Below are 16,092 nucleotides of genomic sequence, written 5' to 3'. Positions count from 1 at the left end.
AGGGGAGAACCGGCCATGACGCTCTGGATCATCAGCTACCACAAGGACAACAACACTTCGACGCTTGAGCTGGAGGCGCCCGAGCGGCCGACACCGGAACAGGCGTGCGCGGCGCTGCTGGACTGGGCGGAGGACCATCTGCCGGCAGGGGAATACGCCGGCAGCGAGGCGCCAAGCCGGGAGCCAGCGATGCGCCTGCTCAAGCGCTATGGCGTGACCCTCACGGGGATCGCGGCTCGCTAGCAGGTCGCTGAGAACTCGCTGCATTGCCACTTCGGCGTTGAAAACGCCCTGAAAATGCGCGCTCACCCTACAAAAACTGTGCTTCTCCGACGATTGCCGCCCCTTGCCCCGGTGGACCGGGGCAAGGGGCGGGTTCAGGCGCGGGATGGTCGACGGGGCGGTGGGTAGCTCAGTTCCTGCTCGACAGTGCCGTCTTCGCTGTGGATCAGCACCGTGCCGGCACGCTTTTCCATGAAGGCCTCGATGGCCTCCAGCAGTCGCTCCCGTTCGGCAGCGGTCTTCGACGGGCGGGTCGCGCCTTCCTTGCGCAGCTCCCAGCCCTTGTCCGTTGGGGTGATGTGGTAGCAGCCCATGCAACTCTCCTGGTGCTCGTATTGGTGTTTCCGGACTACGTGCCCCTCCCTGGGCATTGACTACCGGCGCTCATAAGAGTCGCCGGATGTTTCCGGGTTCCGCAAGCGATGCGACTCAGCGCTGCGACGAATGCGCCCGCGCTCCACTTCGCAGACGTGGCAGTGCAGGTGGCGTGCATCCGCCGGTATCCACAGGTCTTCGAGCCCGTCGCGGTCATCGCCCGGCGGGGCTTCCAGCATCCGCTCCAGTTCGCTGATGAGTTGCGCGCACAGGGTTTCGAACTGCGCCCGGTCGGCCCTGCGCCCGCGCGCTGCCTATCCACCGGGGCCGCTCGTGCCCCTGCACATCCAGCCCTGGCCGGCGTCGTCCCGTTCCTACGCGGTAATAGGACGCTATCCAGAACACCGCCCCTCATCTTCAACCCGCCCCGGCCGACCTTGATGGGAATACCCAAAAGGAGAGGTCGCCATGGAAATCAACAGCAGCCTGCCGCTCTGGACCACCCGCTCGGACACCCGTCTCGCTGAAGTCACCAAGGCGGCAGAGTCGACGCGCACGGTGGTCACACCTCAGGAGCGGCCGCAGGAGGATCTGGACAGCTTTATCGAGGCGCGAACCTATGACCGGCTGGGGCAATTGCCTTCAGGCCCGAACATCGCCAGCGATTTCGAGATATGGATATCGGAGCAGGTGAAGCGCCCACCCAAGGAGAATGCCCGTCCGCTGGAGCAGATAAATGCAGAACTCAATGCGACACATGCGGGTTTTCAGGAACTCTACGGCAAGATGCTGCGGGAACTGTCAGGGCGGGAGCCGGTCATGCCTGACGGGATGGTGGGGATATCGGTGGATGGTCAGGGGAAGATCATTGTGCGTAACCACAACGGACTGCTGCGGGATGATGTGGCGCAACGCCTGTCGGCACGGATGAATGCTTCTGAAGAGTTGCTACGGTACGCCAATCGATATGTGGAGCTGGCCATTGAGCGCGTTGAGTCAGACATGAACGTGAACTTTGATGGCTTGGGTCGTTACCACTTGGACAAGGAAAATTTCTCGAGTGTCGTAACGGCTATGGAGTTCAATAGCCTTCAAGGCCATCTGCTTTCATGGGGTGTTATACGTTACGGGTATTGGACGGAGCCAAAACTTTATACAACTGCGTAGAGTGGTTGTGCGGGCCGTTGCTGGCCCGCACGAATTAAAAGATCAGCGCTCACTTTTCAGTAGTGTTTGATGGCATAAGTGTCCAAGGAATATCGGGGTTTCGGGGTTGCCGACACCTATGCTCGGGTCTTCATTCAGCCTTAAGAACCATGCACCGTAGTCATAAGCAGTTCTCCACGTATTTTTATAGCGCCCAGAGTAATCAATGAAAGTGGTGTTCCACCCTCCGTGGCAAGCACCTAAATCAATTGTCCCTCTTGCCCAGCCGTTTACGTTTGTTCTGGATGGGTGGGCGATATAGGGTGTTTCACCCGAGCGAATACGCTGAGCTAAATACAAGGTCGGAGTGACGCCTGTTAAAGGGTTTCCAGTGCTATCCGTCAAAAGCATTGACCAACTTAATGTCTTGTAAGCTTGGGTGGTCATGTATTGTTGCCATGGCGCCAGAGGTGCGGAATAAGGTACGCGCAGTACGTCGGATTCTCCCCCTACGTAGTTATTGCGCATGTAAGGACGTGATCCGATTGTCAGCCGGTAAAGTGGATAGGGTCTCCAGGCGATTGCTGGATTAGGTCGTACTCGAACTAGCAGCGTTTGCTGTGGCGACATTTCATTGATATTGATGCCGACATCCACACGCTGCTGTTGCCAAGCGCCATCTTTATATATTTCCAAAAGCCAGCGATTACTCGTCCCAGCCTCTTTACCCGCCAACATAAGTCGCAGCGCTTGCCCGCGAACACTGGTGAATTCGTAATAGTCGTAGTCCCAGGCACTGTCCGAGTTGCCCGTGATGACGTTCAGGGTGTCGGGCAGGACGGTGGCCGACTCGGGGCTGTCGTTGGGTTCATAGGCATCGATTGGAGCGGCGACCAGTGCGCCGAAGCCGATAGGCGAGCCGTCCGAGACATGAGCATTCATCAGCCAGTAGTACTGGCCGGGAGGCGTGACGGCGAGGATCGATTCGTCTGCATTGCCGGGTTGGTTGGAATGCCCGACCAGTTGGAGGTTGCCGTTACCGACGTCTCTCAGCAGGAACAGCTCGAAGTCAGAACCAGCGCTCTGCCCGGTGACGACGGCTTCGGTCTTGGAGTACTGGCCGATTTCGAAGTGGTAGCAGTAGCTGCCGCCTTGCTGCACACCGGAAAGGGTGTACAGCTGGTTGATTGAGAGCGATGTGCAAAGAGGGGTGTAAGCGTTGTTGCGTGCTTGCAGGCCGTTGCTTCTGCTCAGGGGAGTCGAGTTGGTAGCTGGCGCTGCCTGATCAGATGCCTCCTGCGCCGGTACCGACGGGACCGGGGGAGTAGCGGGCAGGTTGCCGGGCAATGGCACCTGCCGCAGGACGGCGGGTGGCGCAGCATGGGACTCGGCAGTGAGGGTACTGCCCGAGGGGAGCTTGGGGGGATCGGCCAGCGAGTGGGAAGCATGGGCTCCAAGCATGGCCAGCAGCAGAAGCTGGGGCGCGTGGAGCGTGGTTTTGAGGGGTGACATCAGGTTCATCCTTGTCTCTGTTGGAGGGCGAACGCAGATGCTAGGGCGACCCTGTAGATCCCCATTCGGTGGGGTCACCAGTGGTTTTGGCCGCGGGATGTGGGGAAGTGCTTGCAGTACAAGGCGTCGCGGGAAATGCGTAAAGAAATCTGACTGGCAATTTGCCAGCAGGCACATCAGGCTCCAGCCTCATCCTTCACGCTGATAGGCGAAATGAAGGGGGGGCATGCCGCTGAGGTAGGCAAAGCCTGGTCCAACAGCGCATTTTTTGTCGTCGTCATGGCTGCCTTTCGGCAGCCTCACCCGCTCTCCAGCACAAACATCCCCACCTGCGGCGCCGGGCTCAGCCAGTGGCGGGCGAGGTGCCAGCCGGATTGGGCGGCCATGTCGGCGATGCCCTCCAGGCTGTACTTGTGCGAGCACTCGGTGTGCAGCCGCTCGCCGGCGGTGAAGTGGAAGTGCTGGCCGGCGGCGCTCACCCGTTGGTCCCGCTGGCTGACCAGGAACATCTCCATGCACTGCGCCTGCGGATTCCAGCGGGCCAGGTGCTGGAAGGCGTCGAGGTCGAAGGTGCCGCCCAGTTCGCGGTTGATGCGGGCCAGCAGGTTCTTGTTGAACTGGGCGGTGATGCCGTCCCCGTCGTCGTAGGCCGCTTCCAGGGTGGCCAGGTCCTTCTGCATGTCCAGCCCGAGGATCAGCCGTGAGTCGCGGCCCAGGTAGCGGCGCACCGAGCGCAGGAAGCGCAGGGCCTCCGGCGGGCTGAAGTTGCCCAGGGTGGAGCCGGGGAAGAACGCCACGCGAGGGCGCGAGGCCACGGCAGGCGGCAGGTGCGGCAGGTGACCGAAGTCGCCGACCTGGGGCAGGACCCGCAGCTTCGGGTAGGCCGCCTCCAGCATGACGGTGGCCTTGCGCAGGGCCGATTGCGAGATGTCGATGGGCAGGTAGACGCCCACCTGCGGGGCGGCGTCCAGCAGCAGGCGGGTCTTCAGGCTGGCACCGCTGCCGAACTCCACCAGGGCGGCGCCCCGTGGGATGACGCTCGACAGCTCCCCGGCAATGGACTCCAGCAGCGCCGTTTCCATGCGCGTGGGGTAGTACTCGCGGGTGCGGCAGATGGCCTCGAACAGCTCCGAGCCCGTGGTGTCGTAGAAATACTTGGGCGGCAGGCTCTTGTTCCGGGCGCCCAGCCCGGCGCGCACGTCCTCGGCGAAAGAGGTGTCGGCCCCGGCTTCCAGCGGTGCGCCGGTCAGATCCCGGGCCAGGCGCAGACCGGCGAACATCCAGCGCTGATGCGGGTAGAAGAAATTGCGATAGCTCACCCGGGCATGGCCGGCCGGGGTGATGCTGGCGCCGCCGCGCAGCACCATCTGGCTGACCATGAACTTGCCGTTGTATTCGCCCACCGCGCCTGCGGAGGGGCGGAAGCCGGGGTAGGGCGCGTAGGCGCTCGCTGTCCATTGCCAGGCACTGTCTTCCACCTGGCCCAGCACACCGCTGCGGGCGGCCACTTCCCATTCCGCTTCGCTGGGCAGACGCGCCTCGGCCCACAGCGCATAGGCACAGGCCTCGTAGTAGCTGATGTGGCGCACCGGCGCGTCGGGCGCCAGCGGGCGCAGGCCGCCCAGGCCCAGCTCCTGCCAGCCATCGCCCTGGCGCTGCCAGTACAACGGCGCCCGCCAGCCCTCGGCCTGGACCCGTGCCCAGCCATCGGCCAGCCAGAGGTCGGGGCGCTGGTAGCCGCCGTCGTCGATGAAGGCCTGCCAGTCGCCGTTGGTCACCAGGCGATCACAGATCTGGAAGGGCTGCAGGTAGGTGGTGTGCCGTGGCCCCTCGTTGTCGAACGCGAAACCGTCGCCATCGTGCCCCACTTCCACCAGCCCGCCCGGCAGCGAGACGAAGCGCCCGGGCCGGTCGCCCTCCGGCTCGTGCCAGCGTGGATCGTAGGCCGGCGACAGAGGTGAGCGGCTGAACAGGTGCAGCACGTCCATCAGCAACAGTTCCTGGTGCTGCTCCTCGTGGGCCAGGCCCAGTTCCAGCAGGGCCAGGTCGGGCTCGGCGAGCTCGGGGATGAGCCGTTCCATGTGCGCATCCACATGGGCCCGGTAGGCCAGTACCTCATGCAGGGGCGGCCGAGTCAGCAGGCCGCGCTCGGGGCGGGGCTGCCGAGGGCCGATTGCCTCGTAGTAAGAGTTGAAGAGGTAGGCGTAGGCCGGTTCGAACACCCGGTAACCCGTCAGGCGCGGTAGCAGGAAGGTTTCGAAGAACCAACTGGTATGGCCCAGGTGCCACTTGCTCGGGCTGGTGTCCGGCATGGACTGCACCACCATGTCCTCTTCGCCAAGGGGCGCCACCAGGTTTTCGCTCTGGCGACGGACGTGCCGGTAGCGCTCAAGGTACGGGGTGCTGTTCATCGCTGTTCTCTCAGTGCTGTGGGCAGGACTGTTGGATGCACGGCGGTGCGGCAGGGAGTGTGAGTGTAGTGCTGCGGGGGGAAGTTGGGGTGCGATGCGTCAGCGGCTGGATGGTTTATTGATAAATCAGGTTATGAATCTGATATAAATCATTGAAATACAAGCATTTAAATCTCAAGAAATGCAACAAACCAGTCGGCGGACCTCGATCGGCTCTCCCTATTCCGAGTGCTTTACTTGGTTATGGTGATCTTATGTGATGCTTTACATCACAAAATAATCATAACTAGTTGATTAAAATGATTATTATTCTTCGTGTGAAATGAGTGATGTCAGGGCTTGAGCAATCGCCGACGCTCCCGCTGGCCGTTCCTCGCTCAACCTGAATCTTGTCACCGGCCCCTGGTCCACTTAGAGGGCAACCGGAGGAAATCACCATGAAATCGAACAAGCCGAGCGCCCGTATCCATAACGTCAGCTCCTGCTGGCGCATGGCCAGGTGCGGCGCTTGGCGAAGCGGCAGGCGGCCAGGGCCAGGGTCGTGCCCGGCCACCTGATGAGTCCGACTGGGGCAGGGCGGTGGCGTTCGGGTTTTCTGCCCGGGCGGGCGGCTCAGTCCAGCGGGCCGAACACCTGGCGGTAGCGCTCGCGACTCTGGGGCGTTTCACGGCTGAAGCGCAGCTCCAGGCCCCGGGGGTTGCGCACCGGCGTACCGGCCAGTGCGTGCCAGCCGCTGCCGTCAGCCCAGGTGCGCAACTGGAAGTCGCCGATGCCCTCCAGCACCGTCACCGCGCGCCCCAGGGGCGGCAGTGGGTAGCGCTGCGCCGGGGCGGAGGTGGCGCGCCGCAGCACGCCGCCTTCCACCCACCAGCGCACCCGTTGCAGGGCGCCGGGCTGGCCGGGGGCACGGCGCACCAGTTCCAGTCGGGTGGGCAGCCGGCCGCCGCCGCGTACCTGCACCGCCGCCAGGCGCTCGGCGGGCGGCGGCGGCTCGTCCGCCCGGCGCGGGGGCTCCAGTTCCACCCCGGCGCGCTGGTCCAGGTCCCGCTGCAGTTGGTTCAGCGCCCGCAGCAGGGCGTCGTCCCGCTCCGTGGCCAGGCGCAGGTGCTCGTCGGCCCGGCTGACGCTGTCCAGGCCGCGCCAGGCGATCAGTGCCACCACCGCCATCAGCAGGATCGCCACCATCACCTCGATCAGGGTGAAGCCCCGCTGGCGCGCCATCATTCCAGCTCCAGGCGGCCGTCGGCGCCGCGCACCAGGGCGACCCGGTTCACCCCGTCGGACAATTCCACCCGTGCCGGGCTGCCCAGCCATTCGGCGTCCAGCAGCAGCCGAGGCGGGGTCGCCCGCACCCGCGCGCCGGCCAGTTGCCAAGGGCGCGGGCGCAGCGTGGCGTCGCCATCCAGGGCGCTACCGGCCGGTGCGCCCAGGCGGCGGAAGCGGTAGCCGCGCTCGTCCGCCTCCCAGGCGATCACCTCGCCGCCGCTGCGGGCCTCGTCCTGGGCCACCTGCAGCACCAGCACCAGGCGCCGCGCCTCGTCCCGCAGCAGGCGCGCCGGATCGGGACGGATGCTCAACCCCACGGCGGCGCTGGCGATGCCGATCACCACCAGCACCACCATCAGCTCCACCAGGGTGAAACCCCGAGCCCGTGACACAAAACCGTGAAGATCGCCTGCTAGGGTCGGCTGCCTGACCTCAGGGAGGACCGCCCCATGCACTGGACCCGCCGACCCGACCCCGCCGCCCTGGTGCAGGGCGCCGCCATTCTCGCCACCCTCGCGGGCCTGGCCACCTGGTACCTGCTGCTGAGCGACCCGCCGCCCCTGGAGGCCCGCGCCAGCAGCACCGTGGCCCCGCAGGTGGCGGTGCCGGAACAGCCGGCCCGCTGGTTCGCCCGGCGCAGCGACAGCGTCACCCTGCAGGTGACCGGGCTGTTCGCCGGCCCGCGCGGGCGGGTGGCGATCCTCGCCGTGGACGGCGGCAGCCCGCAGCCGTTCCTGGTTGGTGAGCGGCTGGCCGAGGGCGTGTGGCTGGAGGCCATCGAACCCGATGCCGTGGTCATCCGCCGGGGCGAGCGCCGCGAGCGCCTGGCCATTCCGCGCCTGGCCCGGGGGCCGGAGCTGCCGGACCTGCGCTGAGCGCCTCATGGGCGCACCGCCCCGGCGTCCGGCACCGGCAGGCGTGCGTTCAGGCGGGCCAATGGCGGCCCTTCGGCGTCCCGGGGGTGGACCTCCAGGCGCACGCTGAACAGCTCGCCGTCCCGTGTCACCTCGCGCACGCAGGCCAAGCGCAGCCGGCCCTGGTCGCAGTCGCGCACCTCGCGGCCGCCGCGCAGGCGGCCCTGCAACTGCACCTCGGCCAGCTCACTGCGTGCCGCCAGCAATGCCAGCGAACGGTCCCGCAGCAGGCCGCTGCCCTGGGTCGCCACCCCGGCGGCGCGCACCGCCGCCGACATGGCCACGGCGACGATGGCCAGGGCCACCAGCACTTCCACCAGGGTGAAGCCGGCCACGTGGCGGCGGGGGAATCGGGTCATCGCGCGTTCTCCAGGCTGTGCCCGCGACCCTAGCCGGGGTAGCTGACGAAACGGCGACCAATGCTCAGGAGAAGGCCGCTCCCTGGCGCCAGGCACAGCCCCGGAAGCCGCGTCCCAGGGCTGCCGGAGCCGCCAAGCTCCCGAGGATTTTCAATCGGTCTGACATATCCGCTTGGAACAATCCGCTGCATCTGATCGGGCGAGAGCCCGCCGACCGGCAAGGACTGCAGCGAGGAGTAACGGATATGGATGGCGTGCGCCTGGCCTCCCAGCGAGGCTTCACCCTCATCGAGATCATGGTGGTGGTGGTGATCCTCGGGGTCCTTGCCGCGATGGTGGTGCCCAAGGTGCTCGACCGGCCGGACCAGGCCCGCGCCACCGCCGCCCGCCAGGACATCGCCGGGCTGATGCAGGCCCTCAAGCTCTACCGCCTCGACCAGGGCCGCTACCCCAGCCAGGCCCAGGGCCTCAAGGTGCTGGTGGAAAAGCCTGCCGACGCCGCCAGCAGCAATTGGCGCGCCTACCTCGAACGCCTGCCCAACGACCCCTGGGGCCGGCCCTACCAGTACCTCAACCCGGGTGCCAACGGCGAAGTGGACGTGTTCTCCCTGGGGGCCGACGGCCAGCCCGAAGGCGAGGGCGTGAGCACCGACATCGGCTCCTGGCAGCTCTGAACGTGGGCCGGCAACGGGGCATGGCGGTGATCAGCGCGCTGCTGGTGGCGGCGCTGGTGGCGGTGATCGCCGCCGGCCTGCTGGCGCGCCAGGCGCGACTGGTGCGCCTGGCAGAGGGTGAAGGCGAGCGCCAGGCGGCCCAGTGGGTGGCCCGCAGCGCCACGGCCTTCGGCCTGCAGCGCCTGCGCCAGGCCTGGCAGCAGGACCCGGCCACACGCCTGGACCAGGGCTGGGCCCGTGGCTGGCAACTGCCGCTGACCGACAGCGCCACCTTCGACGGGCGCCTGCTGGACGAGCAGGGCCTGTTCAACCTCGCCAGCCTGGTGCACGAGGGCCAGCTCGACCCGGTGGAGCAGGCCGCCTTCCAGCGCCTGGGGGCCAGCCTCGGCGTCGCCCCGGCAACCCTCGCCGCCCTGGAACAGCGCCTGCTGGCCGCCTACGGTGAGGCCCGCCTGCCGCGCCCGCGCAGCCTGGAGGACCTGGCCAGCGCACCGGGGGTGGAGCCCCGCGCCCTGGCGCGGCTGGCGCCCTTCGTCACCGTTCTGCCACTGCCCGGTTGGGTGAACGGCAACACCGCGCCGGCCGAAGTGATCGCCGCGCGGGTGCCCGGCCTCGGCCTGGAGAGGGCCCGCGCCCTGGTGGCCGAGCGTGAGCGGGGCCAGGGCTTCATCAACAGCGGCGACCTGCTCAATCGCCTGCGCCTGCCGCAACTGGACACCGAGCAGGTGCGCCTGGGCATCACCAGCGAATGGTTCCGCCTGCAGGGCCAGGTTCGCGTTGGCAGCCGCCAGTGGCCGCTGGAGGCGCTGCTGTTCCGCCCTGAGGACGGCGCAGCGCGGGTGGTCTGGTCGCGGGTGGGCGCATGAAGCGTCGCCTGCGTCTGGCCCTGCCGCCCCTGCGCCTGCTGGAGCCGGGCAGCGTGCTGGAGGGCTTCTGGCTGGAGGCACGCGGGCAGGCCGTGCCCTGCTCGGTGGCGCTCCCGGCGCTGGCCGCCACGTTGCGGGGCGCGCCCCTGGAACTGCGCCTGCACCCCGAGGACAGCCTGCTGGCGCGGGTGGCGCTGCCGCCCTTGCCGGCCCCACGCCTGGCCGCCGCGGCCGCCTGTGCCCTGGACGGCCTGGCCCTGGAAGGGCGCGATGCCCTGCACCTGGCCCATGGCCCCCGCGAGGCCGACGGGCAGGTGCAACTGGCCTGGCTGGCACGCCCGGCCCTGGCACGGCTGCAACGCCTGCTGGCGGGGGTCCGCTTCCGCCTGGTGCCGGCACCGTTCTTCCTGCCGCTGCCGCCGCCCGGCCAGGTCAGCGCCCAGTGCCTGGACGACCACCTGGTGGCGCGCAGTGGGCCGGATCACGGCTGGGTACACCCGCTGCCGGCGCTGGCCCTGGCCGAGCAGCCCGATCCGGCCCGTTGGCACTGGCTGGGGCCAGGCGGCCCCGAAGAGGCCGCCATGCTGCCCGCCGAAGACGCCTGGCAGGGGCCGGCCGGCACCCTCGACCTGGCGGCCGGTGCCGCCCCCAGCCAAGACGGCACAGCGCGCTGGGGGCGGGCCCTGGGTTGCTGCGCCCTGGCGGCGCTGGTCTGGACCCTGGGCCTGAACCTCTACGCGGCGCAGCTCGCCGAGCAGGGCCAGGCCCTGCGCCGGCAGATGAGCGAGCGCGTGCGCCAGGCCTTCCCACAGGTGCCGGTGGTGCTCAACCCGCTGCAGCAGGCCCGCCAGCAGCGCGACGCCCGCCTGGCCGGGCAGGCGCCGGGGGTGGACGGCTTCGACAGCCTGCTGCGCCAGGCCGGCCTGGCCCTGGCACTGCCGGCCGGCAGCCTGGAAGGGCTGGACTACGCCGACGGCACCCTGCACCTGCTCCGCCCGGCGCGCAGCGCCAGCCCCTTGCCGGCCGACTGGCAGGCGACCCTGGCCCCGGTGGGCCTGGAGGGCGAGGCCGTGGCCGATGGCTGGACCCTGCGCCGCGCAACGGCCCCGGAGGCCCGCCGCGATGAACCGTGAAGCCCTGCAGCAGCGCTACGACGAGGCGCGCCAGGCCTGGCAGCGGCTGGCCCCCCGCGAGCGCCGCGTGCTGCGCCTGGCGGCCCTGGTGCTGCCGCCGTTGCTGTTGTGGTTCGCCCTGGTGGACCCGGCGTTGCAGCGCATCGACCACTGGCAGGCGGAGCTGCCGCGCCTGCGGGCCCAGGCGCAGACCCTGGAAACCGTGCTGGCGGAGGCGGGCGTGGGCCAGGCGCTGCCCCCCGGGGAGGCCGACACCCGCCTGCGCGAGACCCTGGAGCGGGCCGGGCTGACGGAACACGTGCGCCTCGGCGGCGACGCGGGGCGTTGGCAGGTGCAACTGGACGGCGCCCCGGCGCCGGCCCTGATGGAGTGGCTGCTGGGCGGCTTGCCCAGCGTGCCGGTGCGGGTGCGCGAAGTCCGCTTGCGGCGGGATGGCGAAGGCGATGGAGAGGCGGCGGAAGGCCGGCTCACGGGTGTCATCGAATTGGACAGGGCGCCAGGCACAGGGGAAGGATCATGACGAAACGTAATGGGCGCGGCTGGCAAGGCCCGGCGCTGCTCGGCCTGGTGGCGGCGCTGGCCGCCTGCAGCCAGGGCGGCGCTCAGGTGCCGCCGGTGCTGCCGGCCCCCAGCGAACTGGGGCGCCCGCTGGTGGCGCCGGGACCGGTGGTGGACACCCTGGCCGAGCGCCAGCGGCGCCAGGCCCAACTGGAGCAGCAGCAACGCGAGGCTCGGGCGCGCCAGGCCCACGCACCGGGGCCGTCGGCACCGCGCCCGTCAGCAGGCAGCGGGGCGCCCGGCCTGGGTGAGCAGCCGGTGCAGTTGAACTTCGTCGAAGCGGACATTCCGGCGGTGCTGCGGGCGCTGTCCCGTGCCACCGGCCGGCAGTTCCTCGCCGATCCCCGGGTCAAGGGTCAACTGACTCTGGTCTCGGAAGGGCCGGTGCCGGCAAGGACCGCCTACGGGATGCTACTGGCGGCGCTGCGCATGCAGGGTTACTCGGTGGTGGAGGCGGGCGAGGTCAGCCAGGTGGTGCCCGAGGCGGACGCCAAGCTGTTGGGCGGCCCGGTGGGCGACGGCGACCGCGCGGCGGGTAACGGCATGATCACCCGCACCTACCGCCTGCAGTACGAGAACGCGGTGAACCTGATCCCGGTGCTGCGGCCCATCGTCTCGCCGAACAACCCGATCAACGCCTACCCCGGCAACAACACCGTGGTGGTCACCGACTACGCGGAGAACCTCGACCGCGTGGCGGCGATCATCGCCAACATCGACGTGCCGGGCTCGGTGGACACCGACGTGGTGCCGGTGCGCAACGGCATCGCCACCGACATTGCCGCGATGCTCGGCGAACTGATGGACACCCCCGGCGGCGATGCCGGGCAGAAGGTCTGGGCGGTGGGCGACCCGCGCTCCAACAGCGTCATCCTGCGTACCGCCAGCCCGGAGCGCACTGCCCTGGCGCGGCAGTTGATCGACCGCCTGGACAGCGCTCAGGGCAACCCCAGCAACCTCCATGTGGTGTACCTGCGCAACGCCCAGGCCAACAAACTGGCCCAGGCCCTGCGCGGGCTGCTCACCGGCGAGGCGGAGGCCGGCGGGCAGGGCGACGGCACCCGCGAGCGGCTCAACGGCGGCGAGCTGGGTGGCCAGGGCCAGGCCGGCAGCTCGCGACAGACCGCCGGTACGGGCAGCGCGTCCCGCAGCGGCAGCCAGGCGGCAACGGCCACCACGGCGACCGGCAGCAGCCAGGCCCATGGGGTGGAAGCGCCGGTGGCGTTCTCCGCCGGGGGGGCCACGGTGCAGGCCGACACCACCACCAACACCCTGCTGATCTCCGCGCCCGAACCGCTGTACCGCAGCCTGCGGGAGGTGATCGACCTGCTGGACCAACGCCGCGCCCAGGTGGTGATCGAGAGCCTGATCGTCGAGGTCAGCGAGGACGACGCCAGCGAGTTCGGCATCCAGTGGCAGGCCGGCGACCTGGCCAACGGCTGGTTCGGCGGCGCCAGGCTGGGCGGCTCCGGCCTCACCACCACCGCGCGCAACAGCCTGGACGTGCTGCCCGGCGGGCTGAACATCGGCAAGGCCGCCGGCGGGGTGGACATCCCCGGTGTCGGCCGGGTGCTGGACCTCAAGGTGCTGGCCCGGGCGCTGAAGGCCAAGGGCGGCACCAACGTGCTGTCGACGCCGAACCTGCTGACCCTGGACAACGAGGTGGCAAGCATCTTCGTCGGCCAGACCATCCCATTCGTCACCGGCAACTACGTCACCAACGGCGGCGGTAACAGCAACAACCCGTTCCAGACCATCGAGCGCGAGGAGGTAGGGCTGCGGCTGAACGTGCGCCCGCAGATTTCCGAGGGCGGCACGGTGAAGCTGGACATCTACCAGGAGGTCAGCAGCGTGGACGAGCGCGCCTCCAGCGACGCCGGCACGGTGACCCAGAAGCGCGCCATCGACACCAGCATCCTCCTCGACGACGGCCAGATCATGGTGCTCGGCGGTCTGCTGCAGGACGGCTACACCGAGACCAGCAACGCCATCCCCGGGCTCTCGGCGCTGCCGGGCGTGGGGGCGCTGTTCCGCAGTGACCGGCGCACCCGCAGCAAGACCAACCTGATGGTGTTCCTGCGGCCCTACATCGTCCGCGATGCCGCCACCGGCCAAGGCATCACCCTAAACCGCTACGACTACATCCGTCGCGCCCAGGGCGCGCTGCAACCGGTGCGGCGCTGGTCCCTCGACGACATGCAGGCGCCGCAGTTGCCACCCGCCACCCAGGCCATGCCGCCCGCGCAGCCCAGGCCGATGCGTGCCGTGCCGCTGGCCCCGGGGGAGCAGCCGTGAGCAGCCTGCCCTATGCCTGGGCGCGGGCCCAGCGGGTGCTGCTGGAGGGCGGCGCGGACGAGCCGGTGCTGCTGATCAGCGAGGCCACTCCCGGCTGGGCCATCGGCGAGGCGCTGCGGCGGTTCGCCGGGGCGCGGCTGCAGCCGGTCAGCGACGCCGAGCTGGAGCAGGCCCTGGCACGGGCCTACGCCGACACCGGCAGTGCGGCGGCTGTGGTGGGCGCGGTGGAGAGCGAGGTGGACCTGGACCGCCTGCTGCAGGACATCCCCGAGGTGACCGACCTGCTGGAGGCGGAAGACGGCGCGCCGGTGATCCGCATGATCAACGCACTGCTGACCCAGGCCGCGCGGGACGGTGCCAGCGACATCCACATCGAGCCCTTCGAGAGCCACGCCGTGGTGCGCTACCGGGTGGACGGCACCCTGCGCGACGTGGTGGCGCCGCGCAAGGCGCTGCACCCGGCGCTGGTGTCGCGGATCAAGATCATGGCGCAACTGGACATCGCCGAGAAACGCCTGCCCCAGGACGGCCGCATCGCCCTGCGGGTGGCCGGCCGGCCCATCGACGTGCGCGTCTCCACGGTACCCACCGGCCACGGCGAGCGGGTGGTGATGCGCCTGCTGGACAAGCAGGCCGGGCGCCTCAGCCTGGAGCACCTGGGCATGGCGCCGGGGCTGCTGGCGCGGCTGGACGGGCTGATCCGCCAGCCCCACGGCATCGTGCTGGTCACCGGGCCCACCGGCTCCGGCAAGACCACCACGCTGTACGCCGCCCTGGCCCGGCTGGATGCCAGCGTGCACAACATCCTCACCGTGGAGGACCCGGTGGAGTACGACCTGCCGGGGATCGGCCAGGTCCAGGTCAACGCGCGCATCGACATGACCTTCGCCCTGGCCCTGCGGGCGCTGCTGCGGCAGGACCCGGACATCATCATGATCGGCGAGATCCGCGACCTGGAGACGGCGCAGATCGCCGTGCAGGCGTCTCTCACCGGGCACCTGGTGCTGGCCACGCTGCACACCAACGACGCGGTTTCCGCGGTGACCCGCCTGGTGGACATGGGCGTGGAACCCTTCCTGCTGGCTTCCAGCCTGCTGGGGGTGCTGGCCCAGCGCCTGGTGCGGCGGCTCTGCCCGCAGTGCAAGGCACCCGACCCGCTGCAACCCGGCGGCTGGCGCGCGGTGGGCTGCCCGGCCTGCAACCACACCGGCTACAGCGGGCGCACCGGCATCCACGAGCTGTTCGTGATGGACGACGGCGCGCGGGCGCTGGTCCACGAGGGCGCCGCCGAGCAGGTGCTGCGCCAGGCAGCGCGGGCAGCGGGGATGGCCAGCATGCGCGACGACGGCGAGCGCTGGGTGCTCGACGGCACCACCACGCGGGAGGAGATCCTGCGCGTGACCCGGGACACCTGAGCATGGACGTGCAGCGCTTTCGCTACGAAGCCGCCGACGCCGGCGGGCGCATCGAGACCGGTGTGCTGGAGGCCGACAGCGAGCGCGGGGCCCTGGCGGCCCTGCGCGGGCGTGGCCTGGTGCCGCTGGAGGTGGCCCCGGCAGCGCCGGCCGCTTCGGCGGGCTGGCTGGCGCCGCGCCTGTCGGAAACCGAACTGGCCGGCACCACCCGCCAGTTGGCCAGCCTGCTGGGCGCCGGCATGCCCCTGGAGGCGGCGCTGAGTGCGGCACTGGAACAGGCCGAACGGCGCCACGTGGCCGAGGCCCTGGAGGCGGTGCGGGCGGACGTGCGCAGCGGGGTGCGCCTGGCCGATGCCCTGGGCGCGCGGCCACGGGACTTTCCCGCCATCTACCGCGCGCTGGTGGCGGCGGGCGAGGAGTCCGGCGACCTGGCCCAGGTGATGGAGCGCCTGGCGGACTACGTGGAGGAGCGCAACGCCCTGCGCGGCAAGGTGCTGACGGCGTTCATCTACCCGGCGGTGGTGGGGGTGGTGTCCATCGGCATCGTGATCTTCCTGCTCGGTTTCGTGGTGCCCCAGGTGGTCAGCGCCTTCTCCCAGGCACGCCAGGACCTGCCGGGCCTGACCCGCGCCATGCTCCAGGCCAGCGACTTCGTGCGGGCCTGGGGCCTGGCCTGCGCGGCGGCCCTGGTGGCCGCCGGCTGGGGCTGGCGGCGCTACCTGCAGAACCCGGCGGCGCGCCTGGCCTGGCACACGCGGGTGCTGCGACTGCCGTTGGTGGGGCGCTTCGTGCTGGGGGTGGACACGGCCCGCTTCGCCTCGACCCTGGCCATCCTCGGCGGCGCCGGGGTGCCGTTGCTGCGGGCGCTGGATGCGGCGCGGGAGACGCTCTCCAACGCGCGCCTGGCGGCCTGCGTGGCTCAGGCGTCCCTGGCGGTGCGCGAGGG

Annotated in this window: 16 protein-coding genes; 10 read left to right on the top strand and 6 right to left on the bottom strand. The window is 69.5% G+C overall.

The features are described from left to right. Positions 1-15: 15 nt before the first annotated feature. Positions 16-243, top strand: coding sequence for a hypothetical protein (locus A9G05_RS22450; protein WP_069563053.1), 228 nt, complete (start codon positions 16-18; stop codon positions 241-243). A 134-nt stretch (positions 244-377) separates the two neighbouring features. Here the strand turns inward: A9G05_RS22450 and A9G05_RS22445 are convergent, their stop codons facing one another. Next, positions 378-596: a DUF2188 domain-containing protein gene (locus A9G05_RS22445; RefSeq protein WP_044403112.1), complete on the bottom strand. Its 219-nt coding sequence runs from the start codon at positions 594-596 to the stop codon at positions 378-380. Between the two features lie 469 nt (positions 597-1,065). Here A9G05_RS22445 and A9G05_RS22440 point away from each other — a divergent pair, with 469 nt between their 5' ends. Next, the gene (locus A9G05_RS22440) at positions 1,066-1,764 is read left to right on the top strand and encodes a hypothetical protein (protein ID WP_069563052.1); all 699 of its coding nucleotides are present in this window, start codon (positions 1,066-1,068) and stop codon (positions 1,762-1,764) included. Between the two features lie 42 nt (positions 1,765-1,806). Here the strand turns inward: A9G05_RS22440 and A9G05_RS27450 are convergent, their stop codons facing one another. The 4 genes from A9G05_RS27450 to A9G05_RS22420 all read right to left on the bottom strand — a co-directional run bounded on the left by A9G05_RS27450 (position 1,807) and on the right by A9G05_RS22420 (position 7,324). After that, positions 1,807-3,255, bottom strand: a complete 1,449-nt coding sequence (locus A9G05_RS27450) for a hypothetical protein (RefSeq protein ID WP_139131225.1) — start codon at positions 3,253-3,255, stop codon at positions 1,807-1,809. A gap of 299 nt (positions 3,256-3,554) precedes the next feature. After that, positions 3,555-5,666, bottom strand: a complete 2,112-nt coding sequence (egtB, locus tag A9G05_RS22430; RefSeq protein ID WP_069563050.1) for an ergothioneine biosynthesis protein EgtB — start codon at positions 5,664-5,666, stop codon at positions 3,555-3,557. A gap of 612 nt (positions 5,667-6,278) precedes the next feature. Further along, a complete protein-coding gene (locus A9G05_RS22425; protein WP_069563075.1) occupies positions 6,279-6,887 on the bottom strand; it encodes a prepilin-type N-terminal cleavage/methylation domain-containing protein in 609 nt (202 codons plus the stop codon). Next, entirely contained in the window at positions 6,887-7,324 is a 438-nt protein-coding gene (locus tag A9G05_RS22420) for a GspH/FimT family pseudopilin (RefSeq protein ID WP_069563049.1), read from the bottom strand. The genes A9G05_RS22425 and A9G05_RS22420 overlap by 1 nt, the downstream gene beginning before the upstream one ends. A gap of 57 nt (positions 7,325-7,381) precedes the next feature. Here A9G05_RS22420 and A9G05_RS22415 point away from each other — a divergent pair, with 57 nt between their 5' ends. Then, on the top strand, positions 7,382-7,807 hold the full coding sequence (locus A9G05_RS22415) for a type II secretion system protein N (protein WP_069563048.1): 426 nt from the start codon (positions 7,382-7,384) through the stop codon (positions 7,805-7,807). 5 nt (positions 7,808-7,812) lie between these two features. Here A9G05_RS22415 and gspI read toward each other — a convergent pair whose 3' ends face one another. Then, positions 7,813-8,205: a type II secretion system minor pseudopilin GspI gene (gspI, locus tag A9G05_RS22410; RefSeq protein WP_069563047.1), complete on the bottom strand. Its 393-nt coding sequence runs from the start codon at positions 8,203-8,205 to the stop codon at positions 7,813-7,815. Between the two features lie 245 nt (positions 8,206-8,450). Between gspI and gspG the strand changes: the two genes are divergently transcribed. The 7 genes from gspG to A9G05_RS22375 all read left to right on the top strand — a co-directional run. Next, on the top strand, positions 8,451-8,879 hold the full coding sequence (gene gspG, locus A9G05_RS22405; protein ID WP_069563046.1) for a type II secretion system major pseudopilin GspG: 429 nt from the start codon (positions 8,451-8,453) through the stop codon (positions 8,877-8,879). A 20-nt stretch (positions 8,880-8,899) separates the two neighbouring features. After that, the gene (gene gspK / locus A9G05_RS22400; protein WP_069563045.1) at positions 8,900-9,745 is read left to right on the top strand and encodes a type II secretion system minor pseudopilin GspK; all 846 of its coding nucleotides are present in this window, start codon (positions 8,900-8,902) and stop codon (positions 9,743-9,745) included. After that, on the top strand, positions 9,742-10,878 hold the full coding sequence (gspL, locus tag A9G05_RS22395) for a type II secretion system protein GspL (RefSeq protein WP_069563044.1): 1,137 nt from the start codon (positions 9,742-9,744) through the stop codon (positions 10,876-10,878). The genes gspK and gspL overlap by 4 nt, the downstream gene beginning before the upstream one ends. Continuing rightward, a complete protein-coding gene (gene gspM / locus A9G05_RS22390; protein ID WP_069563043.1) occupies positions 10,868-11,398 on the top strand; it encodes a type II secretion system protein GspM in 531 nt (176 codons plus the stop codon). Before gspL ends, gspM begins: the two co-directional genes overlap by 11 nt. Then, positions 11,395-13,731, top strand: a complete 2,337-nt coding sequence (gene gspD, locus A9G05_RS22385) for a type II secretion system secretin GspD (protein ID WP_069563042.1) — start codon at positions 11,395-11,397, stop codon at positions 13,729-13,731. The genes gspM and gspD overlap by 4 nt, the downstream gene beginning before the upstream one ends. Then, entirely contained in the window at positions 13,728-15,146 is a 1,419-nt protein-coding gene (gene gspE, locus A9G05_RS22380) for a type II secretion system ATPase GspE (protein WP_069563041.1), read from the top strand. The genes gspD and gspE overlap by 4 nt, the downstream gene beginning before the upstream one ends. Before the next feature lie 8 nt (positions 15,147-15,154). Next, a partial coding sequence (locus tag A9G05_RS22375; protein WP_069563074.1) for a type II secretion system F family protein occupies positions 15,155-16,092 on the top strand: 938 nt, incomplete at its 3' end.

The sequence above is a fragment of the Pseudomonas sp. ENNP23 genome, from assembly GCF_001728945.1.
GTDB classification, from domain to species: Bacteria; Pseudomonadota; Gammaproteobacteria; order Pseudomonadales; family Pseudomonadaceae; genus Metapseudomonas; species Metapseudomonas otitidis.
Note: the sequence above shows the minus strand (reverse complement) of the source record. Positions and strands in the feature narration are given on the sequence as shown.